Here is a 26291-nt window from a genome sequence, read left to right as displayed (position 1 = left end):
ATCTGGCATACAGAGTGACAATTCCGGGAGGGACAGCGCCCCGGCGGATCTCCTCCGATCGGACGATGCGCCCTGCGGGCCCCGGCTCCTACGCTCGTCGGGAGCGCTGCGGGTGACGCCGAGCTCGCGCGCCCCGCCCCCGATGTGCGCAGGAGGTGCGTCGCATGGACATCCTCGGCCTCACCCCGCCCCAGCTGCTGATGATCGCGGTCCTCGCCGTGAGCCTCGGCTTCGTGCTGGGCAAGATCCTCGACCGCGCCGGACGTTGAGCGCCGTGTCGGCGGCATCCCCGGCTCCGCCCCGGCTCCGCCGCGGGGCGGCGCGGGGCGTTCCCGCGGGAACGCCCCGCGGGGATGATCAGGGATGATCAGGCGGGGATGATCAGGCGGCGGAGCCGGTGCGCTCGTAGCGGCGCGCGCGGCCCCGGATCCCGGCGAAGCGGAAGGGTGCGCGGGTCACGCGGGGCGTGTCCACGTCCTCGCCGCTGGTCAGCACGGTGCGGTGCAGGTCCACGTACTGCGCGACGGTGACCGGCTCGCGGTTCTCGATGGCGGCGCGATCGGCCTCGGGGCGGCGCACCGACCGGTAGCCGTCCTGGACGATGCCGGTGAAGAACTCGCCGACGCTGCCGGAGCCGTAGCTGAACAGCCCCAGGCGCTTCCCGGCGAGGTCGTCCTCCGCGTCGAGCATCGAGGCCAGCGCCACGTACAGCGAGGCCGTGTAGGAGTTGCCGAGCTCGCGGTTGTACACCAGCCCGCTCTCCATCGCCTCGGCGGGCAGCTTCACGCCGACGTGCCGGGCCAGGGACATGTGCGCCTTGCGGGCCATCTTCGTGAACGGCTGGTGGTGCAGGAAGCGGTCGATCTGCTCGATGGGGACGCCGCCGCGCGCGGCGAAGTCGTCCCAGGCGGCGGTGAGCGAGGAGAGGTAGGCGCCCATCGACAGGGCGCCGTCGACCACGGCGGTGCTCGAGTCGTTGGGACGCCAGAAGTCGTCCACGTCGATGGTCGCCACGCCGGCGATCGGCTCGATCGCCAGCATCGCGGGATCGGCGGTGACCAGCAGGGCCACGGCGGCGGCGCCCTGGGTGGGCTCCCCCGGCGTCTCCAGGGCGTAGCGCGCCACGTCGGTGCTGATGACCAGCACCTTCGCGCCGGGCTCGCGGGCGACGATCCCCAGCGCCATCTGCAGCGCGGCGGTCCCGCCGTAGCAGGCCTGCTTCAGCTCGACCGAGCGCACCGTGGTGGGCAGGCCCAGCATGCCGTGCACGAAGGCGGCGACGGACTTGCTCTGGTCGACGCCGGACTCGGTGGCCACCAGCAGCGCACGCAGACCATCGGTGCCGTGGCGCTCGACGATCCCGGCGGCGGCGGTCGCCGCCATCGTCACCACGTCCTCGTCGGGGGCGGGGACGCTCATGCGGGACTGGCCGATGCCGACCACGTACTTGTTCGGATCGACGCCGCGGGCCTCGGCGAGATCCGCCATGTCCAGCACATGGTGGGTGGTCGCGAGCTCGAGGTCATGGATGCCGACGGTGCTCATGACTGTGCCTCCTCTCCGGGGGTGCCTGCGGGTCGCTGGGCGGCCGAGCCGCGGCCGCGCTCCATGGAGCGGTGCGCGCGCATCAGCTCGCCCTGGTTGGTCTGGGCGGCCAGCAGCGACAGCTCCCCGCACAGCACGGTGGCGGCGATGATCGCGGCGAGCCGGTTCGCGTTGGCGCCGGGCTCCCGCTCGGCGCGGCAGCCGAGGCGCTCGAGGGCCTCATCCACGTGCGCGAGGTGCTTGCCGTTGCCGACGGTGCCGACGATGAGGTGGGGCAGGCTGCAGGAGAAGTACAGCCCCTCCTCGCGCTCCTCGGCGTAGGTGATGCCCTGGGATCCCTCGACGATGTTCGCGGCGTCCTGGCCGGTCGCGAGGTAGATCGCCAGCAGCATGTTGGCGTAGTGGGCGTTCGCGGAGCGCAGCGAGCCGGCGATGGTCCCGCCGACCAGGTTCTTGCGCACCACCAGGTCGACCATGCGCTTCGCGTCCGTGCGCAGCGTCTTCTCGAGGACGTCGTGCGGGATGAGGATGTCCGCGACGACGCGGCGGCCGCGGCCCAGGTCGCCGTTGACGGCGCTGGGCTTCTTGTCGGTGCAGTAGTTGCCGGAGATCGACCCGTACTCCAGGCCCAGGTCCCAGGACAGGATGAGGGCCTGCAGCGCCTCGGCGGCGTGGGTGACCATGTTGTGCCCGGAGGCGTCGCCCGTGGTCAGCGCGTAGCGCACGAACAGCAGGTTGCCGACGACCTCGGTGTGCACGTCGATCAGGCGGGCGAAGCGGCTGGTGCCGGCGACGGCCTCGCGCAGCTCCTCCTCGCGCTCGTGGAGGACCTGGTCGGCGGCGAAGGCGCCGGCGGCGTCGGGGGCGACGAACAGGCTGGAGCGGGCCATGCGGGCATCCAGCAGCGTGGCCCGGATGCCGCCCTCGATCATGCGCGAGACGCGCGCGCCCCGGCCGACGGACGGCCACAGCGGGGACTCGTAGGTCGCCAGCGGCACCTCGACCTCGTCGTCGATCGCGTTGCCGCTGATGCGCAGCGGACCGACCCAGCGGGAGGGGATCTCGACGGTCAGGGTGTCGCGGGGGCTCATGATTCCTCCTGGTCGCTGCCCGCGGGGCGGGAGCCGAGGGGACGGGCGTCGGTGCGGTGGGTGAGGGCGCCGAGGTCGATGCCGCGCAGCTGCGCGAACTCGCGCACCGCGCCGCGCACCAGGACGTCGGTGCCGGCGGCATCGGCCGCGCTGCGGGCCCCGAGCAGGGCCAGCAGCTCGCGGATCCGGGTGAGCCAGGCGCCGATGCCGGCGACCGCGCCCTCCTCCCCGCCGTCCAGGGCGAGGGTGAGGAACGGGCCGGCGACGCCGGCGGCGCGGGCGCCGAGGGCGTAGGCGCGCACGGCGTCCAGCGGGGTGCGCACCCCGCCGGAGGCCAGCAGCTGCGGGCCGTCCGCGGGGGCGTCCAGCAGGCAGCAGGGGGCGGACTGGCCGAAGCCGGCCAGGTAGGAGACGTCGTCGGTGCGGCGGGCGCTCTCGATGCGGGCGAAGTTCGTGCCGCCCGTGCCGGAGACGTCGGCGACCTGCACCCCGGCCTCGGCGAGGCGGCGCTGGGTGCGGCCGGACAGGCCGAAGCCGACCTCCTTGACGACGACGGGCACGCCGGCGCCGGCGACGACCTCCTCGAGGCCGCGCATCCAAGAGGAGAACTCACGATCGCCCTCGGGCATGATCGTCTCCTGCACCGCGTTCAGGTGCAGCTGGAGGGCGTCGGCCTGCAGCAGGTCCACGGCGCGGCGGGCGTCTTCGGCCCTGCGGCCGGCGCCGATGTTCGCCATCACGAAGCCGTCGGGGTTCTCCTCGCGGATCACCCGGAAGCTCGCGGCGGTGCTCGGGTCGTCCAGGGCGATGCCGACGGAGCCGGAGGCCATCGGCACCCCGGTCTCTCGGGCGGCGACGGCCAGCGCGCGGTTGACGCGCCCGGCGGTGCCGGTGCCGCCGGTCATGCCGTTGATGTACAGCGGGCTGGACCAGGTCCACGGGCCCACCTGCGCCTGCAGCGACACCTCGGCGACGTCCACGCCGTCCAGGGCGTGGTGGAGGAACTCGACGTCGTCGAAGTCGTTGCGGGCGATCGGCGCGGAGCGCTGCTCGCGGGCGAGGCGGATGTGGTCCTCCTTGCGGGAGGCGGCGAGGCTCTCAGATCCCATCGGGGTCTCCTTCGGCGGGGTGCACGGCCACGTCCAGGCGGCGGATCCCCTGCTCCCGCCAGGCGGACTCGATGCCGGCGGCGATCTCTCCGCCGGCGCCGGGGCGCACCAGCACGATCCCGCAGTCGCCGCCGCCGGCGCCGGAGGGCTTGCCGGCGGCATCGGCCGATTCGGCGATGTCGCACAGCGCCCGCAGCTTCTGGGTCTCGATGAGGGTGCCGGAGATGGCGCCCAGGCGCTGCAGGAGGCGGCGGGCCTCGCGGATCAGCGCGAGGACGCGGACCTCGTCGTGCGCGCCGAGCGCGTCGACCAGGGCGTCCAGGCAGGTGCGGCTGTCGGCGAGGAACCCGGCGTAGTCCCCGGCCTCCTCGGCGGCGCCGGCGGTCCCGCCGTGCTGCACGCGGTCGCTGCGGGTGACGCCGTGGACCAGGCGCTCGGTCGAGGCCGGCGACCCCGTCCAGCCGACCATGAGGTCCAGGGACTCCGGCGGCGGCAGGTGCCGCACGGAGAACAGCTCCCAGGTCTCGCTCGCGAGCGTCGCCTCGACGCCGTGGGCCCGCAGGTGCTCCAGCAGGGCGGCGCGGTCGGGGGCGGTGTAGCGGATCCAGCCGCCGAAGGTCGAGGCGGCCAGGTCCCCGCCGGAGGCGCGGGGGCTGACCTGGATGGTCGCGAGCAGGGCGAGCTGGAAGCGCTCGGTGCGGGTCAGGCCCAGGCCGTAAAACTCGTCGATCGCGGCGATGGTCGCGACGACCACCGCGGCCGAGGAGCCCAGGCCGAACTTGCGGCCGCTGGTGTCGTCCAGCTCGCTGGAGATGTGCAGGTCGAAGTAGCGCGGCGCGAAGCCGCGGGCGCGGCGCAGCTCCTCGAGGGTCGCGATCGCGCTGATCACGTAGTCGTAGGGGGTGTGCTCGAGGACGATCCCCGCATCCTCGGCGTCGCGGGTCCACACCACCGGCAGCTTGCCGTAGGCGCTGGAGTGCACCCGGCCGGAGTCGGCGCTCTCGGCCAGCTCCTCCAGGCGCACCGACAGGTACCGGTCCACGGCCACCAGCACGGCGGGATGGCCGGGCTCGACCACCGCGTACTCGCCGGCGATGTACAGCTTCCCGGGGGCGCGGGTCTCGATCATCGGACCTCCCCCGTGCTCACCGGCGCGACGCGCTCGTCGACCAGGCGCGCCCCGGGGCCCGGGCGGACCACGCGCACCTCGCCGTGCCCGGCGAGGGCGTCGGCGACCGCGGCGGCATCGGCCGGGCGGGTGATCGCGACGACGTTGGGCCCGGCATCGGCCGTGCCCCAGGCCTGCAGGCCGTCGGCCCGCAGCTGCTCGATCGCGTCGAAGACGCCGACGCTGGCCCCGCGCAGGTAGCGCACCGAGGGCACGGTGGACTGGATGACCGCGTGCATGCGCAGCGCGTTGGTCTCGGCGAGCTCGCCGATGCGCTCCACGTCGCCCTCGCGGCAGGCGGCCAGCATCTCCTCGAGGGTGCGGGCCGTGCTCGCGCGCCAGGCGGCGGCGAACGGCGAGGTCGCGGCGGTCAGGCGCATGGCCTCGCGGCTGGAGACCTTCTTGCCGCCGGCGTCGACGACGACCACGACCATGGCCAGCTCGGGCGCCTCGATCTGCTCGGCGAAGCTCGTCGCGTCGTCCTCGCCGGCGTGCCACACGGCCATCCGGTCGATGATCGAGCGGCAGGCGGAGCCGGAGCCGCGGCGGGCCAGGCGGCTCAGCGACCGGGTGTCCTGCGGCAGCTCGTACACGGCCGAAGCCGCGGTCGCCAGGGCCGCGAAGCCGGAGGCCGAGCTGGCCAGCCCCGCCCCGGTGGGCACCTCGTTGCGGCTGCGGACGACGGCGCGGGCCTCGGAGCCGGCGCGCTCGCGCACCAGGTCCAGGAAGCGGGTCACGCGGCGCAGGGGCTCGCCCTGCGCGACGGCGCCGTTCAGCTCGAGGACGTCCGGTCCGTGGTCCTCCCGCAGCTGCACCGTGGTCGTGGTGGGGAACTCGTCGAGCGTCATGGAGAGGCTGCCGGTGCTGGGCAGCATGATCTGCTCGTCGCGCTTGCCCCAGTACTTCACGAGCGCCATGTTGGGGTGCGCGCGCGCCGTCGCGTCGATGGTCATGCATCGCCTTTCCGAGGTGCGAGCGTCATGGTCCAGGTGCGGGGGGCCCCGGCCGCGTGGAGCGCGAGCGCGAGGTCGTCGGCCGCCTGGGGGGAGGCGGCGAGGGCGAGGACGCATCCGCCGCCGCCGCTGCCGGTGAGCTTGGCGCCGGGCGAGCCGGCCGCCAGGGCGCCCTCGACGAGATCGTCGAGGACCGGGGAGCTCACGCCGATCTCGCGCAGCAGCTCATGGGCGCGCGTCATGCCGGCGCCCAGGCCCGTCATGTCGCCGGAGCCGAGGGCGGCGGCCACGGGGTCGACCAGGGCGCTGAGCTCCTCGATGACCGCGTCGACGACCTGCGGGGCGGCCTCGCGGCGGGCCCGCACGGTGGCGACGGCGACCGCCGTCGAGGCCGAGACGCCGGAATCGGCGATGACGAAGGAGGTGGGCCGGGCCACGGGCACGGAGCCCTGCGGCCGGCGCTGCAGGAACCGGACCGGCTGGTCGGAGACGACGGTGCGCGCGTCCAGGCCGCTGGGGTTGCCGTGGGCGACGCGCTCGGAGGTCTGGATCAGCTCGTGGCGCACCTCGGCGGTCAGCTGCGCCCCGGCGGCATCGGCCACCGCCTCGACGACGGCGGCGGCGACCGCCGCGCTGGAGCCCATGCCGCGGCCGATGGGCACCTGGCTGCCGATGCGCAGGTGGATGCGGTCGGGGTCCAGGCCCACCGCGGTGGCGGCGGCGTGGACGGCGGCGGCGACCGGGGTGAGCTCCGCCGGGAGGGTCGCGAAGGTCCCCGAGTGCAGGCGGCTGGTCAGACGGCTGGTCTCCCCCGCCGGCAGCAGCTCGACCTGGGCGATCGCCTCCACGCTGGGGACCGGCAGCGCGATCGCGGCGGCGCCGTAGACCACGGCGTGCTCGCCGATGAGGATCGCCTTGCCGTGCGAGCGGCCCACCCCGTCGACGGGCCCGTCGGTGAGGGCGGAGCCGTGATGGAGTCCGGTGGCCGAGGCGGCGAGGTCCTGGGCGTCGGGGTCCGCGGGCGAGCCGAGCGCGGTCCGCGTGCCTCCGCCGCGGCGCGGCGTCGCCAGGACGCGCGTCGCCTCGGAGCCGCCGCCGCGCCGGGGGGCGCGGTCCGGGGCGTCGTCTGGCGAGTAGGGCACCGTATGAACCGTCCTCAGTCTCGAGCGGGAAGGGAGGGCGACGGCCGGCCTGTCGCCGCCTGCCACAGTATCCGAGCAGGGGCGTGACGGGAGTCGCTTCCGCCGGTCAGCGTGCGCATCCGCACGCTATCTGCACATCACCTGCGCGCGGGCGGCACGTCCTCGACGCTACGCCGATCCGGGGTTCCCGGGCGGGACCGAGGTCCCGTTCCTGGGCGTTCGCCGTGCGCGCGTGACGCAGCCGACGCGGGCCGCGTGACGGCGCTCGCACCCCCGGCAGAGATCGACGGGAGCTCCCCTCCCGGGGAAGCTCCCGTCGATCTGCGGGGCGCGGGCCGCCTCGGCGGCGGCGGCGGTGGCGGCTCAGAAGGCCGGGATCACCGAGCCGTCCGTGTAGGTGTCGGTGATGAACGTCTTGACGTCCTCGGAGTGCAGCAGCTCGTCGAGCTTGACCAGCGCAGGGTTCTCCGCATCGGCCGCGCGCACCACGAGCATGTTCGAGTAGGGGCTGTCCTCGCTCTTCTCGAGGATCAGCGCCTCCTCGGAGGGCTTGAGGCCCGCCTCGAGGGCGTAGTTGCCGTTGACGACGCCGGCGGCGAAGTCGGCCAGGGAGCGCGGGATCTGCGCGGCCTCGATCTCGGTGAACTCCAGGTTCTTCGGGTTGTCCTGGATGTCGTTCGTGGTGGCGACGGTGAGCTCCACGCCCTCGGTGAGGGTGATGATGTCGTAGCTGGCCAGCAGGGCCAGGCCGCGGCCGCGGTTGGCCGGGTCGTTGGCGATGGCGATCTCGCCGCCCTCGGGCAGCTCGTCGATGCTGGTCAGGGTCTCGGAGTAGAGGCCCAGCGGCTCGATGTGGATGCCCTCGAAGCCGTGCAGCTCGAAGCCCTTCTCGTCCATCTGGGACTTCAGGAAGTTCGGGGTCTGGAAGTAGTTGGCGTCGTCGTCGCCGTCCACCAGGGCCTGGTTCGGGATCTGGTAGTCGGTGTACGGGGTGATCGTCAGCGACAGGCCCGCCGCCTCGGCGAGGTTGTCCTGGACGAACTGGAGGATCTCGGCGTGCGGCTTCGGGGAGGCGCCGACGCGGATCTCGGTGACGCCGTTCTCCTCGGTGGGGCCCTCGGCGGTGCCGCCGCAGGCGGCGAGGGTGGTCAGGGCGGCGAGGCCGGCGCCGGAGGCGAACAGGGTCCGTCGGTTCAGCGTGGTCATGGGGTCTCCTTGCGGGTGATGGGGCAGGGGGAACAGCAGGGGATGCGCTGGGGGTTCAGCTGCGGGCGCGATGGTCGACGACGCGGGCGATCTGCGAGCCGAGGGCCTGCACGCCGATGACGATGGCGATCAGCAGCACGACCGTCGCCACCATCACCACGTTGTCGTAGCTCTGGTAGCCCATGCGGTTGGCCAGGTCGCCCAGGCCCTTGCCGCCGACCACGCCCGCCATGGCGGTGTAGCCGATGGTCGCGATCGTGGTGGTGGTGATCGAGCCGACGATGCCGGGCAGCGCCTCCGGCAGCAGCACCTGGCGGATCAGCTGGGCGCGGCTGGCGCCCATCATCTGCACCGCCTCGATCTTCCCGGCGGGGATCTCGCGCAGGTTGATCTCGATCAGCCGCGCCAGGAACGGGACGGCCGCGACGGTCAGCGCGAAGATCGCCGCGTTCGGGCCGGTCACCCGGCCCACGATCACCCGGGTCACGGGCATCAGCGCGATGATGAGGATGATGAAGGGGAACGAGCGCCCCACGTTCACGACGAAGCCGACCACGCGGTTGACCCAGCGGACCCAGGGGGTGCGCGAGCGCTCCGTCTCGAACAGCAGCAGCCCCAGCGGCACGCCCACGAGCACGGTGAACGCCATCGTCGCGAAGGTCATGTACAGGGTGATCAGGGCGTTCGACCACAGGCTCGTGTTGGAGCCCCAGGTGGTGAACACCGGGTTGCTCAGCCATTCGCTCATGCGACGACCTCCCTCGCGACGACGCCGCGGTCCTCGAGCTCGCCCAGCAGCTGCGCGAGCTGCTCGCGGCCGATGCCGGAGGCGGCCTCGGCCCCGATCGGGCGCAGCGCCAGCTGCACCCGGCCGACCTGCCGGCCACCGATGGTCTCGATGGTGCCGGCGACGATGGTCGCCTCGGCGGCGTGCTGCTCGGCCAGCCGCACCAGGTCCTCGCTGGTGCGCAGGGTCTCGGAGTCGCCGTAGTCGCAGTTGATCACGGTCGCGTCGATGCCGGTGGGCACCGGCGGCAGCGGGATCAGCTCCGCGGAGAGCGGGCCGTGCGGGTCCGCGGCGACCTCGAGCAGGCTGCCGGACTGGGTGATGCGGCCGTTCTCGAGCAGGGTGACGTCGTCGCAGATCTCGCGGACGACGCTCATCTCGTGGGTGATGATGACGACGGTGATGCCCAGGCGCTCGCGCAGGTCGCGGATCAGCCGGAGGATCTGCCGGGTGGTGCTGGGGTCGAGCGCGCTGGTGGGCTCGTCGCACAGCAGCACCTTGGGCTCGGCGGCCAGCCCGCGGGCGATGCCCACGCGCTGGATCTGTCCGCCGGACAGCTGCGCGGGATGGTTCCGCTCCCGGCCCTGGAGGCCGACGAGCTCCACCAGCTCCGCGACACGCTGCTCGCGCTGGGCGCGGGAGGCGCCCGCGATCTCGAGGGGATGGCCGATGTTCTGCGCGGCCGTGCGCGAGTCCAGGAGGTTCGCGTGCTGGAACACCATGCCGATGTTCCGACGCGCCGCGCGCAGCGCCGCGCCCTCGAGGGAGGCGATGTCGGTGCCGCCGACCTCGACCCGGCCCCGGGTGGGCTTCTCGAGCCCGGTGAGGCAGCGGATCAGGGTGGACTTCCCGGCGCCGGAGCGGCCCACGATGCCGTGGATGCGCCCCGGCTCGACATGGAGGTCGATGCCGTCGAGCGCGACGACGGGGTCTCCCCCGTCGGGTGCGGGGAAGACCTTGGTGAGGCCGTCCAGAGTGATCACAGGGGAAGTCAAGCAGAGGCGGAGGGATATGCCGAGCCTTCGTGACACATCACCACATCTTGTGACCCTCCCCGGTGCGGGATCTCACCGGGACCTGGTGCGGGGCCTCACCGCTGCTCCGGGGCTCCGGGACGACCCCGGACCGGGTCCCGCACCGCCCCCTCCCCCACGATCCACGGGACCAATACGGGGACACAGGCCGATATGAGGCCCATGTCCCCGTATTGGTCCCGCGGATGGCCGCGCCCACCCCCGCACCCGCCCGGCGCCCGCCGCGCACCCGGCCGTCGCTACGATCGATGCGTGAACGCCCCCGACCCCGTACCGCCGGCCGAGCCTCCGGCCGCACCCCCACGGCCGCGCTCGGCGTCGCCCCAGCTGCCGGGCACGGCGGGCTCCCCGGCACCCGTCCGCCGGGTGCTGCTGGTGGGGTGCGGGAAGCTCGGCACGCGGCTGGGTCGGCGGCTGCTCGAGGGCGGGGACGAGGTGCTGGCCCTGCGCCGCGCGCCCGATGACCTGCCCGAGGGCTTCGTGCCGATCGCCGCCGACCTCTCCGAGCCGCTGCCGGAGCCGTTGCCCGCGGTCGACGCCATGGTCATCACGCTGCCGCCGGGCGATGCCGAGCTCGGGTACCGCGCGCCGCTGCGGCATCTGGCCGATGTCCTCCCTCGCGTCCCGACACGCACGGTGTTCGTCTCCTCGACGCGGGTGCTCGAGGGCCTCGGCGGTGCGGAGCCGCTCACCGAGGCCGCCGTGCCGCAGCCGACCAGCGTGCGCGGGCTCGCCCTGCGGGACGGGGAGGAGCGCGCCCGGGACCTGTTCGGCGCCCTCGTGGTGCGGCCAGCCGGGATCTACGGCCCCGGCCGGGACCACCTGGTGCGCGGCGTCCGCGCCGGTCGCGCCGTCGACCATTCCCGCCGCACCAACCGCATCCACGAGACCGACCTGGTGCGCACCCTCGCGCTGCTGCTGGACCTCGAGGATCCGCCGCCGCTGCTGCACGCCGTGGACGATTCCCCCGCCCTGCTGGGCGAGGTCCTCGCGCACATCGCCGATCGACTGGAACTGCCGCTGCCTGCCTCTCTGGAGCCGCGGCGCGGCGGCGGCACCGTGCTGTCCGGCCGGCTGCTGGCCGAGCTGCTGGGCCCGCTCGAGGTCCCCGACTTCCGCGCCGGGTACGACGCGATCATCGCCGCCGACCAGCACCGCTGACCCCCGCCGCGAGCACGAACGGCTGCCTGAGGTACTCGAGCCGGGCAATCGCCTGGCTCGAGGACGTGGGACCGCCGTCCGTGCACGCGCCGCAGAGACCTGGGCCACGCACCCGTCGGACACCCCTTGCCCTCTGCTTCGATCACCGTCAATATAGAGACATGTCGATGCACGCCCCGCCGCGGGCCACCCCGAAGCGCCTGTCCACCCTCGACCGCTGGCTCCCGCTGTGGATCGGCCTGGCGATGGTCGCCGGCCTCGTGCTCGGCCGCTTCGTGCCGGGGCTCTCCGGCGTCCTGTCCCGGCTCGAGGTCGGCGGAATCTCGCTGCCCATCGGCCTGGGCCTGCTGGTGATGATGTACCCGGTGCTGGCGAAGGTGCGCTACGACAAGGTCGGCGCCGTGGCCCGGGACCGGCGGCTGCTGGTGTCCTCGCTGCTGCTGAACTGGATCCTGGGCCCGCTGCTCATGTTCGCGCTCGCCTGGATCTTCCTGGCAGACCTGCCGGAGTACCGCACCGGCCTGATCATCGTGGGCCTGGCCCGCTGCATCGCCATGGTCGTGATCTGGAACGATCTGGCCTGCGGGGACCGCGAGGCCACCGCCGTGCTGGTCGCCGTGAACTCCGTCTTCCAGGTCCTCGCCTTCGCCGGCCTGGGCTGGTTCTACCTCACCGTCCTGCCGGCCTGGCTGGGCCTGGACACCCAGGGCCTCGAGGTCTCGATGGCGCAGATCGCCCTGAACGTGCTGGTCTTCCTCGGGGTGCCGCTGATCGCGGGCTTCGCCTCCCGATGGATCGGCGAGCGCCGTCGCGGCCGCGACTGGTACGAGGAGCGCTTCCTGCCGCGCATCGGCCCGTGGGCCCTGTACGGGCTGCTGTTCACCATCGCCCTGCTGTTCGCCCTGCAGGGCGAGGCCATCGCCGCCCGCCCCGGCGACGTCGCCCGGATCGCGCTGCCGCTGCTGGTCTACTTCGCCCTGATGTGGTTCGCCGGCATGGGGCTGGGTCGCATGCTGGGGCTGGGCTACGCCCGCTCGACCACCCTCGCGTTCACCGCCGCCGGCAACAACTTCGAGCTGGCGATCGCCGTCGCGATCGGCACCTTCGGCGCCGCCTCCGGGCAGGCCCTCGCCGGGGTCGTCGGCCCGCTGATCGAGGTCCCGGTGCTGGTGGGGCTGGTCTACGTCTCCCTGCGCCTGGCCCGCACCTGGTTCGGCACCGACCCCTTCGCCGATCCCGCCCCCACCCTCACCGCCGAGGAATCGAGGACCTCATGACCCTCATCGAACCGCTCCCTGCCGCCGACGCGCCCTGCGCGCCCGCGGCGACCCACGCCATCGGCCCCGAGGCGGCGAGCTCCGTCGCCGCCGCCCTCAAGGCCCTCGCCGATCCGCTGCGCCTGCGGATGCTCTCCGCCATCGCGACCGATCCGCGCGGCGAGTCCTGCGTGTGCGACCTCGCCGAGCTCGCCGAGGTCTCCCAGCCCACCGTCTCCCACCATCTGAGGACCCTGCGCGAGGCGGGCCTGCTCACCTCCGAGCGCCGCGGCACCTGGGTCTGGTACCGCATCCCCGCGCCGCGCCGCAGCGCGGTGGCCGCGCTGCTGGACGCCTTCGCCCCCGCCGCCGTCGAAGGGCTCGACCCGGCGACCGGCTCTCCTGCCGAGCCCGTCGCCCCCGTCCCGGACGATCTCGACGACCGGATCACGCACCTCGCTGAGGAGCTCGCCGCCGAGATGCCCGAGCTCGAGGACCATCTGGTCCTGGCGATCGTGCGGGAGTCGTTCACGGCGCTGGCCCGCACGGCGCGGATCACCGCCCATCTGGTCCCGCTCACCGAGCGCTTCGCCCGCCAGCGCCTGGCGGACATCGCCCGCGAGCGCGGCGCCGGAGCGCCCCAGGTGCTGTTCGTGTGCGTCGCCAACGCGGGGCGCTCGCAGCTCGCCGCCGCGCTGGTGAACCAGCTCTCCGAGGGCCGGGTGGTGGCCCGCTCGGCCGGCTCCGCCCCGGCCACCGACGTCCACCCGCACGTGCGCTCGCTGCTGGTGGAGATCGAGGGCGAGGGCGCCACCGCAGAGCGCTTCCCCAAGCCGCTGACCGACGACGCCGTCCGTGCGGCCGACGTCGTGATCACCATGGGCTGCGGCGACGTGTGCCCCGTGATCCCCGGCGTGCGCTACGAGGACTGGAACGTGGGCGACCCGGCCCTCGCCTCCGCCGAGGGCGCCCGCGCGATCCGCGACGACATCGCCGGGCGCGTCCGCGCCCTGCTCGACACCCTCTCCCCCGCCGATTCCTGAGGAGCTCCCCATGACCGCCGCCCCGACCGCCCGTCCCGCCGTCCTGTTGGTCTGCGTCCACAACGCCGGGAGGTCGCAGATGGCCGCCGGCTTCCTCCGCCACCTCGGCGAGGGCCGCATCGAGGTCCGCTCCGCCGGGTCGATGCCGGCCGAGCAGATCAACCCCGTCGCCGTGGAGGCGATGCTCGAGGAGGGCATCGACATCCGCGCCGAGCAGCCCAAGGTCCTCACCCCGGAGTCCGTCCAGGCCTCCGACGTCGTGATCACCATGGGATGCGGCGACGCGTGCCCCTTCTATCCCGGCAAGCGCTACGAGGACTGGGCGCTCGAGGACCCGGCCGGGCAGGGCATCGAGGCGGTCCGCCCGATCCGCGACGAGATCCGCCGCCGCGTGGTCGAGCTCATCGCCTCCCTCGAGCCCTCGGCATCGGCCGAGGGGGCCGCACCGCAGGCCGGGTCGAAGCCGTCCGTGCTGTTCGTGTGCGTGAAGAACGGCGGCAAGTCCCAGATGGCCGCGGCCCTCCTGCGCCATCAGGCCGGGGACGCGGTCGAGGTCCACTCGGCCGGCACGAAGCCCGGCGGCGCCCTGAACGCGCAGTCCGCGGCCTCGGTGGCCGAGGTCGGCGCGAGCATGGACGGCGAGCACCCCAAGCCCGTCGACCCCGATCTGCTGCGCCGGGTGGACCGCGTGGTCGTCGTCGGCGAGGAGGCGCAGGTGGACCCGGTCCCGGGGATGGCCGGCACCATCGACACCTGGGTCCTCGACGAGCCCTCCGCCCGCGGGATCGAGGGCGAGGAGCGGATGCGACTGATCCTCGACGCGCTGCGCGTGCGCGTCGAGGACCTGGCGGCGGAGCTGACCAGGCGCTGACCTGAGGGGCGGCCGGCTCAGGGATGCTCGGCCCAGAGCTCGAGGAGGTCGGGGCCGAGCTGGGCACGGCGCTCCATCGGCAGCGAGTGCGAGGCGCCCGGCCACAGGGTGACCTCGGCCTCCGGGAGCAGTCCGCGGAGGCGCTCGACGCTCGCGGCGCCGCCCGCGAGCTCCGAGGGCACCACGCAGGCCGTCCTCCTGGGCTGGGCGGGCCGGGACGACGCCCGGGCGGCGATCCGCCGCGCCCTGGACCGCATCGGCGCGCCGCAGGGATGACGCCGTCGCTCAGGCGACGGCGGCGAAGGCGCGGACCGGGAAGGTCGCCATCCCCTGCACCGCGACCGGCACGGCGGTGAAGGTCGCGCCGGACGCGGGGAGCTGATCGAGGTTCGTGAGGTGCTCGACCACCGGGATCCCGGCGGCCAGCAGCGTCGTGTGCGCGGGGCGGTCCCCGCCGTCGGTCGCGTCGATGTTCACGGAGTCGATCCCGACCAGCCGGGCGCCGGCCTGCACCAGGTGGTGGGCCCCCTCCGCCGTGAGGAAGGGATGGTCCACGTCCCCGTAGCGCGCGGTGCCCCAGTGCTGCGACCAGCCCGTGCGCAGGAGCACGGCCGCGCCGGCGACCTCGATGCCGCCCAGCGCCTCCGGGCCGATGGGACCGGGGCCGGCGTCCACGACCGCGGCCGGCAGCAGGGCGCAGCTCTCCAGCGGGAGCTGCGCCAGGTCATGGCCGTCGCGGAAGCGGTGGGCCGGCGTGTCCAGGTAGGTGCCCGTGTTGGCGACCATCGTGATCCGGCCGATCCGGAACTCGGTCCCGGGAGCGTAGTGCTCCGCCGAGGCCTCGAAGCTCAGATGATCCTCGATCACCGGGCCGGGAAGTCCCGGGTAGGTGACGGTCCCGTCGGCGATCGGATGGCTGAGGTCGATGCGTCGCATGGGACCGAGGATACGGAGGCCGGCCGCCTCCCCGTCCCGCGGATCATCGTGCGGCCGGGCCGGATCCCTGCGAAGCTGGTGCGATGAGCACCGCCACGCCCGAGGACGACCAGCGGGCCGCCCTGGACCTGATCATCGCGGCGCAGCAGTCGCCGGCGAGCGCCTGCGCCTATCTGGGCACGGACCCGGAGGAGATCCGGGCCGATCTCGCGGACCTCGATCAGGACTGGCGGGAGACGCTGCGCCTGCGCCGGGACGAGGCGGGCCGGATCCTGGCCGCCGCGCTCCTCGAGTGGGACGAGGACCTCGACCTCGCCTGGGTCCACGGCCCGTGGGCGACGGAGGAGGGCTGGCGCACCGCGGCGCCGGCGGTGCTCGCCGAGGTGGTCGAGCTCTCGCCCGTCTCCCGGCACGAGATGTTCGCCGATGACGCCCACGCCCGCCTCGCCGAGCTCGCGCAGGCGGCCGGGTGGGAGCGCGGCGCGGCGCACCATGTGCTCGCGCGGCGCGACGATGCCGTGGACGGGGAGATCGGGGAGCTGACCGGGGGCGACCTGGAGCTGCGCGAGGCGGGGGCCGATGACCTCCCCCGGCTGCGCGCGCTGCACGACTCCGCGTTCCCCGGCACCTACGCGAGCGCCGCGGAGATCCTCGATCCGCGCAGCCCGTACCGCACCCTGATCTGCCCCAGCGGGGACGAGATCGCCGGCTACGTCACCTGGCAGGAGCAGGGAGAGCGGATGCTGCACCTCGACTTCCTGGCCGTGCATCCCGTCGCCCGCCGCCACGGCATCGCCGCCGCCCTGCTCGACGGCGCGCGGCGGCTCACCGGCCGCCCCGAGGCGACCGCGACCGTCCATGAGGACAGCACCGCCGGACAGGCCTTCTTCGTCGCCCGGGGCTTCGCCCGGGAGGCGATCACCCGCCCCTACCGGTTCTCGCGCGCCGCCGCCGCACAGGGCTGAGCCGCACGCGCCGACCCCGCCGGCGGGGACTGCGGGAGCACCCCATGACATCTGTCATGCCCATCCCGTGCAGAACGCATCCGGGCTCGTGATACCCGGCCCTACCTGCACGGACGCCGCCTCGGAAGACTGGGGGGCATGAACACGACGCACCCCTCCCGCCCCTCCCCCGCCCGCGACCGCGGCGTCCTGATGGACATCATCGGCTTCGCCCCGGCTCCCACGCTGTCCCGCGAGCTGTTCGCGCTCGTGGTCAACGCCGCGCTGATCGCGGTGGTCCTGGCCGTCCTCCAGCCGCCGCTGCTCGGCACGATCGTCGTCGCCGCCATCATGGCCGTGTGGCTGCTGGGACGCCTCGCCGCCGGGTTCGCCGTGCGCGGCTACGCCCGTCCCGCCGGGAGCACCCGATGAGCGCGCCGGTGAGCAGCTCCGCCGCCGCCTCCGCCCCTGCGGCGACGCCCGCCGCCGCGGCGGCCTCGGTCCCCGGACCCGCCGGCGAGCCGATCATCACCGCCCACGGCCTCGAGCGCCGCTACGGCCACGGCCGCGACGCCTTCCTCGCCGTGGCCGGGATCGACCTCGAGATCCGGCGCGGGGAGCTGTTCGGCCTGCTGGGCACCAACGGCGCCGGCAAGACCTCCACCCTCGAGGTGCTCGAGGGGCTGGCCCGCCCCAGCGCCGGCACCGTCCGGGTGCTGGGCCGCGACCCGTGGCGGGACCGCCGCCACGTGCGCCCCCACCAGGGGCTCATGCTGCAGAGCGGCGGCTTCCCGGCCGATCTCGCCGTCGCCGAGGCGCTGCGCATGTGGAGCGCCACCCTCACCGCCGCCCGCCCGGTCGGCGAGGTGCTCGAGGAGGTCGACCTCGCCGACCGCGCCGGCACCCGCATCTCCGCCCTCTCCGGCGGGGAGGTGCGGCGCCTGGACCTGGCCTGCGCGATCGCCGGCGGCCCCGACATCCTGTTCCTCGACGAGCCGACCACGGGCCTGGACCCCGAGTCGCGGGCGCGCGCCTGGAGCCTCATCGGCCGCCTCAAGGACAAGGGCACGACCATCGTGCTGACGACCCACTACCTCGACGAGGCCGAGTCCCTCGCGGACCGCCTCGCGATCATGCACCGGGGCCGGATCGTGCGCGAGGGCACGGTGGCCGAGGTCGTCGCCGGGCACCCCTCCACCATCGGCTGCGCCCTCCCGCCCGCCGCCCCCGCGCTCCCGCCGCTGCACGGCGAGGCCCGCCGCGAGGGCGAGCGCCTGCGGGTGAGCACGCCGCACCTGCAGGCGGACCTCACCGCCCTGCTGCGCTGGGCCGAGGCCGAGCGCATCCCCCTGACCGGCATCGACGCTCGCGCCGCGAGCCTGGAGACCGTGTTCCTCAGCATCGCCGAAGGAGAGTCCGCATGACCGCCGCCCCCGCCTCCCCGACCGTCCTCCCCCGCGCCCGCCGGGTGCTGCCCGGCCGTCGCCTGGCGGGCTTGGCCCGCGCCGAGCTGACGATGCTGCTGCGCAACCGCATGCAGCTGGTCACCGCCGTGCTGTTCCCGCTGGCGATCCCGTTCCTCTACCTGCCGATCGCCCGCGCCGGCGCGGAGCCGGCGCAGCTCGCCGGGGCGCTGGGCATGATGTTCGTGATCGCGCTGCTGTTCGTCGTCTACTACAACCTGCTCTCGACGTACGTCGCCCGGCGCCAGGACCTGGTGCTTAAGCGGCTGCGCACCGGCGAGGCGGCCGATGCGACCGTCCTGGCCGCGAGCGCCGTGCCGGCGCTGCTGATCGCCGCCGTGATGATCACGGTGATGGCGGCGATCTCCGTCCCGCTGCTGGACCTGCCGGCGCCGCGCAGCGCCCCGCTGATCGTGCTGGGCCTGGGCCTCGGGGCCGTGCTGCTGGTGCCGCTGGCGCTGGCCACCGCGAACATCACCCGCACCGTCGAGTCAGCGCAGGTCACCTCGCTGCCGCTGATGGCCGTCGCCATCATCGGCACCGGCTCCGCCGTGCCGCTGTCGGCGATGCCGGAGTGGTTCGGGCGCCTGGTCGCCTTCGTCCCCTCCGCGCCGATCGTCGCCCTGGTGCGCGGCGGCTGGCTCGGCGTGGACGCGGACGGCGCGGTCCTCGGCACCGCCGAGCTGTGGACCTCGGCGCTGGGGCAGGTCGGGATCCTGCTGGGCTGGCTGGTGCTGGCGTGCTGGTTCGTGGCGCTGCGCTTCCGCTGGGAGCCGCGGGCGTGACCTCGCGGCGCGAGCGCGGCGAGCGCGGCGAGCGCCCGGCGAGCACGACGTGAGAGGATCGGGAACCATGACCGGACCTGCGACGACACCGCCCTCGCCGGCGTCCGGCCCCGAGCCCGCCGACGTCACCGGGGCCGCTCCCGCACCGTCCGTGGCGCGCCCCTGGGCCGTGTTCCGCCACTACACCGTGTGGTCGCTGGTGGTGCTCGCCGCGCTGCTGCCGCCGATGTGCGCGAGCCTCCTCCAGGACGAGCCGCTGCTGCGCGGGACCCTCGGGGCGCTGCCCACCACCCTGCTGCTGCTCCAGTCCGTCTGCAGCGCCGTCGCGACGCTGCTGATCGTGCGCGCCTGGGACGCGGCGGACCCGGCGCCGATGGGCGAGGACGACCTGCCGCGCCTGGGGGTGATCCGCGCGGGCCGGATGGTGCTGGTCCTCCCCCTGCTGCCGCTGCTCGCTGCGGCGGCGCTGGCCGCGATCCCCGGCCCGGGGCACCTGCACACCCTCGTCGCGGTGCTCGCCGGCTTCGTGCTGGTCCAGGCGATCCGGCTGCCGTGGACCTGGGGGCTGGCGGCGGCCGCGGCGACCGCCCTGGCCGGCAACCTGCTGGGCCTGGACCGGGCGGAGGCCTCGATGGTGTTCGCGCTGCTGGCCGGCCTCGTGGTCGCCGGGCGCAGCTCCCTGTGGCTCGCCGCGCTGGTGCGGGAGCTCGAGCAGGCGCGGGTGGCGCAGGCCGAGCTCGCGGTCGCCGAGGAGCGCCTGCGCTTCGCCCGCGACCTGCACGACGTCACCGGCCGGGACCTGTCGGTCATCGCCGTGAAGGCCGAGCTCGCCAGCCAGCTCATCGAGCGCGGCGATCCGCGGGCCGCGCAGCACGGCCGCGAGGTCGCGCAGATCGCCCGGTCCTCCCTGTCCCAGATGCGCGCCCTGGTCCGCGGGTACCGCGAGGCGGATCTCGCCGCCGAGCTGCGCGGGACGCTGTCCCTGCTGCGCTCGGCCGGCATCGACGCCGAGGTCCGCGGCGAGGCCGCCGATCTGCCGCCCGCCGCCGCCCGCTCCGCCGCGTGGGTGCTGCGGGAGGCGGGGACCAACATCCTCCGCCACGCCCAGCCGAGATGGGTGCGCATCGACCTCGGCCCCACCTCGCTGACCATCGAGAACGACGGTGCAGGCGATGCCCCGCTCCCGGACCGCGGCATCGGGCTGCGGGGCCTCGCCGAGCGCCTCGCCCCCGACGGCACCCTGGAGACCGCCCTGGACCGGGGGGTCTACCGCCTCACCGCGCGCTTCGGCGCCCCGCCCGCCGCCGAACCGGAGGACCCCGCATGACCGCCACGAGGATCGTCCTCATCGACGACGAGCACCTGATCCGCTCGGCGCTCGCGACCATGCTCGAACTCGAGGACGACCTCGAGATCGTCGGCCAGGCCGGGGACGTCGCCTCGGGGGTGGACCTGGTCCGGGACCTCGCCCCGGAGGTCGCGGTCGTGGACCTGCAGCTGCCCGACGGCGACGGCCTCGAGGCCTGCGCGCGGATCGCCCGGGCCGCCGCGGGGACGCGCTGCCTGATCCTCACCTCCCACGCCCGCCCCGGCTACCTCAAGCGCGCCCTCGCACAGGGGGTGCTGGGGTTCCTGCCCAAGACGACGAGCGCCGCCGAGCTCGCCGCCGCCGTGCGCACCGTCGCCGCCGGCCGCCGCGCGATCGACCCCGAGCTCGCCGCGGAGACGATCTCCTCGGGCGACTCCCCCCTGACGCCGCGGGAGGCCGACGTCCTCGAGTACGCGGCCGACGGCGCCGGCGTCGCCCAGATCGCCCGCCGCGCCCATCTCGCCGAGGGCACGGTGCGCAACTACCTCTCCAGCGCTCAGGCCAAGGTCGGCGCCGCCAACCGGCACGAGGCCGTCGCGATCGCCCGCCGGCACGGCTGGATCTGACCCCTGCCGTCCGGTGCCCGGCGGATCAGAACGCCAGGAACACGACCGTCGTCACCAGCACCGCCGAGACGACGAGCGCCGGGACCACGCTGATCAGGCCGATGAGCACCCCGGGGAGCCCGGTGCGCCGCACCAGCACCCCGGCGGCGATGGAGGAGAGCACGAGGGCGCTCACCAGCGTCGGCAGGCCGATGATGACGCCGAGGAACACCAGCGAGTCGTGCGGGGTCAGCGTGCAGCCCCAGCCGATCCCGCTGCACTGCCCGCCGGGGTTCTCCGTCGGCGCCACGAGGATCGCGAGACCGTACAGCAGGACGGCGAGAGCCAGCACCCCCAGGACGGTCAGGGCCGCGCCCCAGCCCCGGCCCGGCCTGTGCTGCTGCTCGTCCGCCATGCCCGCTCCCCCTCGTGCCGTTCAGCGCCCTGTGGAGGACTCTACCCAGCGACCCCCGTGGATCCCTCGGCGCTCCCGTCCGAGCGCGAAGACCCGACCGTCCGCGGAGCGGATCCGGAGGATCGTCCGCGGCCCGCGCAGCAGGCGACGCGCCGTCACGATCTCGTGGCGCCCGGCGATGAAGCCCTCCAGCAGCGCGGCGAGCTCGTCGATCGCGTCGAGGTCCGGTGCGGGATGGTCCGCGAGATCGCAGAACTGGGTCCAGTGCCATTGGTCCAGGAGGACCAGGCCCACGACCTCGCCCCCGACCGCGTAGGTCGCCAGCGGCTTCCGCGCGCCGTCGCCGTCGCGGGAGATGCTCAGCAGGCCCGCGTCCCCGTCGACCGGGTCGATGCGCAGGCCGATCGGCGCGAGGGCCTCCGCCGCCGACGTCCGACACCGGGCTAATCGGACGCGGAGTCCACCAATGCCGTGCGGTAGACCGATTTTTGCATCTTCGCCCTTCGATGGTTGCGGTGGACTTCGGCTCACGATACTCTCTGACGAGTGACATCAGTCACATCAGGGGATACTAAGTCTTGGGGGATTCATGGGGAACTCATACCGCAAACGCCTGCTAGCTTTTGCGTCCATTTTCGTCGTCGCAACTTCCACATGCACATGGGCCACCTCAGCCTTTGCAGACCCGCCGGGAGAAAACCAAAACGACAGCACGGGCAGTCGGGCGTTCCTCTCAGAACCGAGCGCGGAACTCCAAGCTATCGATCAGAAGCTCCGGGAAGCACTGCGGAATAGCGGCGAAATGTTGCTTGGAACGGCTTTCACTTCGGACGGAACCATGATTGAAGTCCACGGCGAGTCCGCCACATCCGAATTACGCTCCGTCGTCCAGGGAGCGCTCAGTCACCGCGAGATGACTTTTGTTCGCTTCGTCGACTCGAACTTCAGCATCTCTGACTTCAATCGCTCTGCGGCGGAAGTACTTGAAGCACGCACGGACTCAGGCGAGCTCGTCGGAATCGGGCTCGACGTCGCGACACAAACTGCGATCGTCACCATTGACACCGACCCCACCGGATCTATATCCGGCCTAAGCGTCCCCGATGGCGAACAGATCACCCCAGATAGTCGGGGGCTCTCGACTGACACTTCCGAACTTATGCGAGAAGTTGAAGCTACTACCCCGCTGCCCGTTAAGTTCACATCGGGAGAACTGAGCGTCTCTGCAGAAAATATGCGCTATCCGAACACTCCGCTTCCTGGCGGTGGACAGATTCGGTCGGCCCCCGACTTTATTTCAGTCTGCTCCATGTCGGTGCCACTGAAGGTGAATGGTGAGACAATGATGCTCACTGCTGGCCATTGCGTAGGCTCCTCTTTCCGAACCACCGGAGCGTCCGGCACATTCGTTGGAAATACGTATACCACCTCCTATAGCACCAGCGGATCCGGCACACTGGAATCATATGGCGATTTTCGACTCCTCCGAGGGGGATCTTATGCCAAGCAGGTTTTGATGGGCCCCGTGTCCACGGCGCACCGCGAGCCTTACGGGGCGGCAGATTTCCTCCTTCCTTCACAGGGCACACTCGTGCTCACGTCAGGAAGAACCACTGGGACCAATGGAAACTACTTAGTACGCCGACCCACTCAACTTTCCAACGTGAACTACGGAACCGAAGAGAATCCGATCATCAAGCGGGTGCGGATGACGGAGATGGTCCTGCCGTCGCCCGACAACCCTCTGGAGTATACATGTGACGGATTCAGGAAGGGCGACTCCGGTGGGGCCGTCTTCCGATTCCGGGCATCTGGAGGGATGATCGCCTCCGGCAACGTGACCGCATTCAACGGCGTAGACAAGACCACCAACTGCCAGTACTACTACTCTCCCCTTGCGTACCTTCTTGATTGGAATTCGGGAGTATCATTTTGACCGGCTATACACCCCCGCAAATGACCACAAGAAGAGTCGTTGCTAGTTCGACGATCTTGGCGATTGCGATTCTCGCAGGTTGCACAGAACATGAGCAGGCCCCAGCCACAGCCCCATCGAAGGAAGCCCTGAGCTCCCTGGAGAGCGATATCGCCACGGATCGTTGCCTGGACGCATATCAGGCGGCACCATGGTTAAGCGAAAGTGACCTTCCTGAAGTTCGCGAACACATAGACTCGGGAGAACCGATCACTATTTGCGATGTCGAATCGTCAGTGGACGCAATGCACGTCAACGTTTACACAGTCCTCCCGCCGCTGTACGGACTAGAGGAGTCCTGGCCCCGCGGCGCGGACCCCGGAGAGAAATGCGAGGTCGACACTGAGAGTTCGCGCACCTCATACTTGATTCTCAACGACGACGTCTGGCGCATCCAAACCCTCATGTGCTTTCCTATGCCCGTTGGATTCCTTTCCGACTTCGACACCCTGAAACATACAATCTAGTGACGTGGCTCACCGAGAGAAATCAATAATGATATCGTATGATGAAGTGGCCCCAGCTTGGCGCGTCGGAGTTGCTATCTTGACCTGCAAACGAACACCTTAGACCCGTTGCGGTAACCGGCGGACGCGAGTCAGCTCGGCGACGGTCGAGGACTGCGGAATGCCATGTCTCATTCCGACGATGAGTGAAGTGTCCGGCACTGCTCGCCCCTGCGGCTCAGCTCGCGCCGGACCCCTCGGCGAAGCTCGCATCGACGATGCCCGCCACGTCCAGCGGCTCGGCGGCCGTGATCTGGCCGGCCTCGATCCACACGGCCTGCATGTTCTCGAGCTGTTCGGGCTGCGGGGCGAGGTCGGGCAGGTAGGTGTACATCGGCGAGGACTTCAGGACCTCGATGTCCTGGCCGAGGGTGTCGGCGAGGATCTGGTAGACCTCGTCGCTCTGCGGGCCGGAGGCGGCGAGGTCCTGCGCGCCCTTCGTGAGCGCGGTGAAGAAGGCCTGCGCCTGCTCGGCGCCGAGGAAGGTCTCGGAGTAGAGCACGCCGGTGCCGGTGACGCCCTGCGCGGGGACGGCGATCGGCGAGGCGACCCCGGCCTCCTCCATCGCGGTGGAGAACGGCGCGGAGGGGGTCGCCGCGTCCACGGACCCGTTGGTGATCGCGGGCTCCTGGTCGGGGGTGGAGAGGTTGGAGACTTCGACGTCGGCGAGGGTGAGCCCGCCCTCCTGCAGCATCGCCGCCAGCAGGTAGCCGCCGGTGGCGCCCTCGCCGCCGGCGACGGCGATCTTGCGGCCCTTGAGGTCGGCGACGGTCGCCACGGAGCCGTCGTCGATCAGCGCCTGGCGCACCTCGAGAGCGGTCGGGGAGTTCTCCGGGTCGCCCGGGGAGATCCCCATCGAGCCGACGACCTTGAAGGCCAGCCCCTGGGCGAGAGCGTTGAACATGCCGGCGCTGAACCCGGCGACCATCACGTCCAGCTGGTCGTTGGACAGCATCGGGATGCCGTCCTGTCCGGACTTCAGCGGCGTCAGCTCGATCGTGATGCCGGCATCGGCGAAGTAGCCCTGCGCATCGGCCACGTACAGCGGGGCGAACAGGCCCGAGGGGACATGGCCCACGCGCACGGTGCCGGAGGCCCCGCCGGCGTCGGAGCCGGCCGGGTCCTCGCCGGTGACGGCGGGACCGCAGGCGGCCAGGGCCCCGCCGACGGCGGTGGCGGAGGCGAGGGAGAGGAGGGTGCGACGACGCATGGTGTGCTCCTGAGGCAGAGGAAAGGGGGACGGGCGGCGGGCGTCAGCGGCGCCAGGGCAGCAGCAGCTTCTCGCTGCGGCTGAGCAGGGTGGTCAGGACGGCGCCGATGATCCCGATGACCAGCAGGCCGACATACAGCTTCTCCGGGATGAACAGCTGCCAGGAGTTCCAGATCAGGTACCCCAGGCCCGTGGTGGAGGCGCCGGTGAACTCGACGGCGGTCACCACGACCACGGCGGTGCCGGTCGCGGTGCGCAGCCCCGAGAAGACGAAGGGCATCGCCCCCGGCAGCACCACGAAGCGGAAGCGGTCGAAGCCGGTGGCGCCGTAGGCGGAGCCCGCCTCGAGCAGCTTGCGGTCGATCGCCCACACCCCGGAGACGGTGCTGATCTGCATGACGAAGAACGTCGTGATGAACACGGCGATGATCTTGGGCAGCTCGGTGGGGCCGAAGATCATCAGCAGGATCGGGAAGATCGCGATCTTCGGCAGCGGGTAGAGCGCGGAGAACAGCGGCCCGAGGGCGGCGTTCAGAGCCCGCGAGGAGCCCATCAGCAGCCCGACGGCGATCCCGCACAGCGCTCCGAGTCCGCCGCCGATGAGCAGCCGGGCCAGGGTGGGGGCGGTGTGCGTCCACAGCTCGCCGCTGCGGAGCATCTCCCCCAGCGCGGCGAGGATGGTGGTGGGCGCCGGGAAGAACCGCGGGTCGATGATCAGCGCGCGGGCGCAGACCTCCCACAGCAGCACCAGCACCACCGGCGCGGCGATCGAGAGCACCAGGTCGCGGGTGCGCAGGGCGTTCTCCCGCGCCCGATGCGCCCGGGCGGCGACCAGGGTGCGGTCCTCACGGTCGGCGGGTCGCGGCGACGGGGCGGGGGCCGATGCGGCGTCCGGGGCAGGGGTGGTGCTCATGCGGTCTCCTCGGCCGCGCGGACGTCCTCGCGCAGCAGGTTCCAGATGCGGGCGCGCAGCTCGCCGAACTCGCCGGTGCGCTCGATGTCGACGGTGCGCGGCCGGGCGAACGGCACGGTGATGTCCTCGCGCAGGGTGCCGGGGCGGCCGGACATGACGATGATCCGGTCCGACAGGATGATCGCCTCGTCGATGTCGTGGGTGACCATGAGGACGGTCTTGCGCTCCTGCTCCCACAGGGCGACCAGCTCCTCCTGCATGAGCATGCGGGTCTGCGCGTCCAGGGCGCCGAGGGGCTCGTCCATGAGCAGCAGCGGGGAGCCGGTGGCGAAGGCGCGGGCGATCGCGACGCGCTGGCGCATGCCGCCGGACAGCTGGTGCGGGTAGGAGGCGGCGAAGTCGCCCAGGCGCACCCGGTCCAGCCACTGCCGGGCGATGTCCTCGCGCTCGCGGCGGCCGGTGCCGGCCATCCGCAGCCCGAAGGCGACGTTGTCCAGCACGGTCATCCACGGGAAGACGCCGTGCTCCTGGAAGACGAAGGCGGCCGGCACGGCGTGCTCCGCGCCGGTGAGGGCGACCTCGCCGACGGTCCGCTCCTCGAGGCCGCCGAGGATCCGCAGGAAGGTCGACTTCCCGCAGCCGGACGGGCCGACGATGCAGGTGAAGGAGCCGGGCTCGAGGTCGAGGGAGAAGTCCTCGAGCGCCCACACGGGCTCGGTGCCGGAGAAGAAGACCTTCGAGACGTCCTGGGCGCGGACGGAGGCCTGACCTCCTTCCGACGGCGGCGTCGGACCTGGGTTCATCGGAGCACTCCTGGAGGGTTCCCGGCAGCCCGGAGCTGCGGCGGGGGTGGGGCACGGGGCA

At 72.7% G+C, this 26291-nt stretch carries 27 protein-coding genes and 1 pseudogene; 12 read left to right on the top strand and 16 right to left on the bottom strand.

Features of this window, described 5'->3' with window-relative positions:
• Positions 1 to 381: 381 nt before the first annotated feature.
• The 9 genes from BF93_RS07735 to BF93_RS07695 all read right to left on the bottom strand — a co-directional run bounded on the left by BF93_RS07735 (position 382) and on the right by BF93_RS07695 (position 9984).
• Positions 382 to 1545 (bottom strand): hydroxymethylglutaryl-CoA synthase, encoded by a 1164-nt coding sequence (locus BF93_RS07735; protein ID WP_038371735.1) that lies wholly within the window; start codon positions 1543 to 1545, stop codon positions 382 to 384.
• Complete coding sequence (locus BF93_RS07730) at positions 1542 to 2636, bottom strand: hydroxymethylglutaryl-CoA reductase (protein ID WP_038371734.1); 1095 nt, start codon at positions 2634 to 2636, stop codon at positions 1542 to 1544. Before BF93_RS07730 ends, BF93_RS07735 begins: the two co-directional genes overlap by 4 nt.
• Positions 2633 to 3745, bottom strand: coding sequence for a type 2 isopentenyl-diphosphate Delta-isomerase (gene fni / locus BF93_RS07725; protein WP_051486673.1), 1113 nt, complete (start codon positions 3743 to 3745; stop codon positions 2633 to 2635). Before fni ends, BF93_RS07730 begins: the two co-directional genes overlap by 4 nt.
• Complete coding sequence (locus tag BF93_RS07720; RefSeq protein ID WP_038371732.1) at positions 3735 to 4874, bottom strand: phosphomevalonate kinase; 1140 nt, start codon at positions 4872 to 4874, stop codon at positions 3735 to 3737. The genes fni and BF93_RS07720 overlap by 11 nt, the downstream gene beginning before the upstream one ends.
• Positions 4871 to 5866, bottom strand: coding sequence for a diphosphomevalonate decarboxylase (gene mvaD / locus BF93_RS07715; RefSeq protein WP_038371731.1), 996 nt, complete (start codon positions 5864 to 5866; stop codon positions 4871 to 4873). Before mvaD ends, BF93_RS07720 begins: the two co-directional genes overlap by 4 nt.
• Positions 5863 to 7008, bottom strand: a complete 1146-nt coding sequence (mvk, locus tag BF93_RS07710) for a mevalonate kinase (RefSeq protein ID WP_051486672.1) — start codon at positions 7006 to 7008, stop codon at positions 5863 to 5865. Before mvk ends, mvaD begins: the two co-directional genes overlap by 4 nt.
• Before the next feature lie 363 nt (positions 7009 to 7371).
• Positions 7372 to 8214 (bottom strand): MetQ/NlpA family ABC transporter substrate-binding protein, encoded by an 843-nt coding sequence (locus BF93_RS07705; RefSeq protein WP_038371729.1) that lies wholly within the window; start codon positions 8212 to 8214, stop codon positions 7372 to 7374.
• A 55-nt stretch (positions 8215 to 8269) separates the two neighbouring features.
• Positions 8270 to 8962 (bottom strand): methionine ABC transporter permease, encoded by a 693-nt coding sequence (locus BF93_RS07700; RefSeq protein ID WP_038371727.1) that lies wholly within the window; start codon positions 8960 to 8962, stop codon positions 8270 to 8272.
• On the bottom strand, positions 8959 to 9984 hold the full coding sequence (locus BF93_RS07695; RefSeq protein ID WP_038371726.1) for a methionine ABC transporter ATP-binding protein: 1026 nt from the start codon (positions 9982 to 9984) through the stop codon (positions 8959 to 8961). The genes BF93_RS07700 and BF93_RS07695 overlap by 4 nt, the downstream gene beginning before the upstream one ends.
• Positions 9985 to 10287: 303 nt before the next feature.
• On the opposite strand from BF93_RS07695, the gene BF93_RS07690 reads away from it, so the two are divergent.
• The 5 genes and pseudogenes from BF93_RS07690 (at position 10288) to BF93_RS20265 (ending at position 14366) form a co-directional block, all read left to right on the top strand.
• Positions 10288 to 11196 carry a Rossmann-fold NAD(P)-binding domain-containing protein gene (locus BF93_RS07690; protein ID WP_232226254.1) on the top strand — a complete coding sequence of 303 codons (909 nt, stop codon included), beginning with the start codon at positions 10288 to 10290 and terminating at the stop codon, positions 11194 to 11196.
• A gap of 161 nt (positions 11197 to 11357) precedes the next feature.
• Complete coding sequence (gene arsB, locus BF93_RS07685; protein WP_269519545.1) at positions 11358 to 12473, top strand: ACR3 family arsenite efflux transporter; 1116 nt, start codon at positions 11358 to 11360, stop codon at positions 12471 to 12473.
• Positions 12470 to 13495, top strand: coding sequence for a metalloregulator ArsR/SmtB family transcription factor (locus BF93_RS07680; protein ID WP_038371723.1), 1026 nt, complete (start codon positions 12470 to 12472; stop codon positions 13493 to 13495). Before arsB ends, BF93_RS07680 begins: the two co-directional genes overlap by 4 nt.
• A 10-nt stretch (positions 13496 to 13505) precedes the next feature.
• Positions 13506 to 13922 (top strand): annotated as a pseudogene (locus BF93_RS20270) (arsenate reductase ArsC); the annotation flags it as partial.
• 42 nt (positions 13923 to 13964) lie between these two features.
• Entirely contained in the window at positions 13965 to 14366 is a 402-nt protein-coding gene (locus tag BF93_RS20265) for an arsenate-mycothiol transferase ArsC (RefSeq protein WP_415749459.1), read from the top strand.
• A gap of 17 nt (positions 14367 to 14383) precedes the next feature.
• Here BF93_RS20265 and BF93_RS19545 read toward each other — a convergent pair whose 3' ends face one another.
• Both BF93_RS19545 and BF93_RS07670 read right to left on the bottom strand, forming a co-directional pair.
• Positions 14384 to 14551, bottom strand: a complete 168-nt coding sequence (locus BF93_RS19545; RefSeq protein ID WP_156954081.1) for a hypothetical protein — start codon at positions 14549 to 14551, stop codon at positions 14384 to 14386.
• Between the two features lie 100 nt (positions 14552 to 14651).
• Entirely contained in the window at positions 14652 to 15302 is a 651-nt protein-coding gene (locus BF93_RS07670) for a cyclase family protein (RefSeq protein WP_038371719.1), read from the bottom strand.
• Between the two features lie 83 nt (positions 15303 to 15385).
• On the opposite strand from BF93_RS07670, the gene BF93_RS07665 reads away from it, so the two are divergent.
• From BF93_RS07665 to BF93_RS07640, 6 genes are all read left to right on the top strand, one after another.
• A complete protein-coding gene (locus BF93_RS07665) occupies positions 15386 to 16267 on the top strand; it encodes a GNAT family N-acetyltransferase (RefSeq protein ID WP_038371718.1) in 882 nt (293 codons plus the stop codon).
• 138 nt (positions 16268 to 16405) lie between these two features.
• On the top strand, positions 16406 to 16678 hold the full coding sequence (locus BF93_RS07660; protein ID WP_038371717.1) for a hypothetical protein: 273 nt from the start codon (positions 16406 to 16408) through the stop codon (positions 16676 to 16678).
• 8 nt (positions 16679 to 16686) lie between these two features.
• On the top strand, positions 16687 to 17670 hold the full coding sequence (locus tag BF93_RS07655; protein WP_232226252.1) for an ABC transporter ATP-binding protein: 984 nt from the start codon (positions 16687 to 16689) through the stop codon (positions 17668 to 17670).
• On the top strand, positions 17667 to 18494 hold the full coding sequence (locus tag BF93_RS07650) for an ABC transporter permease (protein ID WP_051486671.1): 828 nt from the start codon (positions 17667 to 17669) through the stop codon (positions 18492 to 18494). Before BF93_RS07655 ends, BF93_RS07650 begins: the two co-directional genes overlap by 4 nt.
• Before the next feature lie 67 nt (positions 18495 to 18561).
• The gene (locus BF93_RS07645; RefSeq protein WP_051486670.1) at positions 18562 to 19821 is read left to right on the top strand and encodes a sensor histidine kinase; all 1260 of its coding nucleotides are present in this window, start codon (positions 18562 to 18564) and stop codon (positions 19819 to 19821) included.
• Positions 19818 to 20429 (top strand): response regulator transcription factor, encoded by a 612-nt coding sequence (locus tag BF93_RS07640; protein ID WP_038371715.1) that lies wholly within the window; start codon positions 19818 to 19820, stop codon positions 20427 to 20429. Before BF93_RS07645 ends, BF93_RS07640 begins: the two co-directional genes overlap by 4 nt.
• A gap of 25 nt (positions 20430 to 20454) precedes the next feature.
• Here the strand turns inward: BF93_RS07640 and BF93_RS07635 are convergent, their stop codons facing one another.
• Together BF93_RS07635 and BF93_RS19540 are read right to left on the bottom strand one after the other, a co-directional pair.
• The gene (locus tag BF93_RS07635; protein WP_038371714.1) at positions 20455 to 20823 is read right to left on the bottom strand and encodes a hypothetical protein; all 369 of its coding nucleotides are present in this window, start codon (positions 20821 to 20823) and stop codon (positions 20455 to 20457) included.
• Between the two features lie 21 nt (positions 20824 to 20844).
• Positions 20845 to 21354, bottom strand: coding sequence for a hypothetical protein (locus tag BF93_RS19540; protein WP_156954080.1), 510 nt, complete (start codon positions 21352 to 21354; stop codon positions 20845 to 20847).
• 58 nt (positions 21355 to 21412) lie between these two features.
• On the opposite strand from BF93_RS19540, the gene BF93_RS19535 reads away from it, so the two are divergent.
• Complete coding sequence (locus BF93_RS19535) at positions 21413 to 22759, top strand: chymotrypsin family serine protease (RefSeq protein WP_156954079.1); 1347 nt, start codon at positions 21413 to 21415, stop codon at positions 22757 to 22759.
• A gap of 723 nt (positions 22760 to 23482) precedes the next feature.
• Here the strand turns inward: BF93_RS19535 and BF93_RS07620 are convergent.
• From BF93_RS07620 to BF93_RS07610, 3 genes are read right to left on the bottom strand one after another with little or no spacing between them, the layout of a single operon-like run.
• Positions 23483 to 24514, bottom strand: a complete 1032-nt coding sequence (locus BF93_RS07620) for an ABC transporter substrate-binding protein (protein WP_038371710.1) — start codon at positions 24512 to 24514, stop codon at positions 23483 to 23485.
• 43 nt (positions 24515 to 24557) lie between these two features.
• Positions 24558 to 25427 (bottom strand): ABC transporter permease, encoded by an 870-nt coding sequence (locus BF93_RS07615; protein ID WP_051486669.1) that lies wholly within the window; start codon positions 25425 to 25427, stop codon positions 24558 to 24560.
• Positions 25424 to 26230 (bottom strand): ABC transporter ATP-binding protein, encoded by an 807-nt coding sequence (locus BF93_RS07610; protein ID WP_038371709.1) that lies wholly within the window; start codon positions 26228 to 26230, stop codon positions 25424 to 25426. Before BF93_RS07610 ends, BF93_RS07615 begins: the two co-directional genes overlap by 4 nt.
• Positions 26231 to 26291 lie beyond the last annotated feature (61 nt).

Origin of the sequence: Brachybacterium phenoliresistens, from assembly GCF_000576425.1 — a bacterium.
GTDB lineage: Bacteria > Actinomycetota > Actinomycetes > Actinomycetales > Dermabacteraceae > Brachybacterium > Brachybacterium phenoliresistens.
This window is presented reverse-complemented; position numbering and strand designations above follow the sequence as displayed.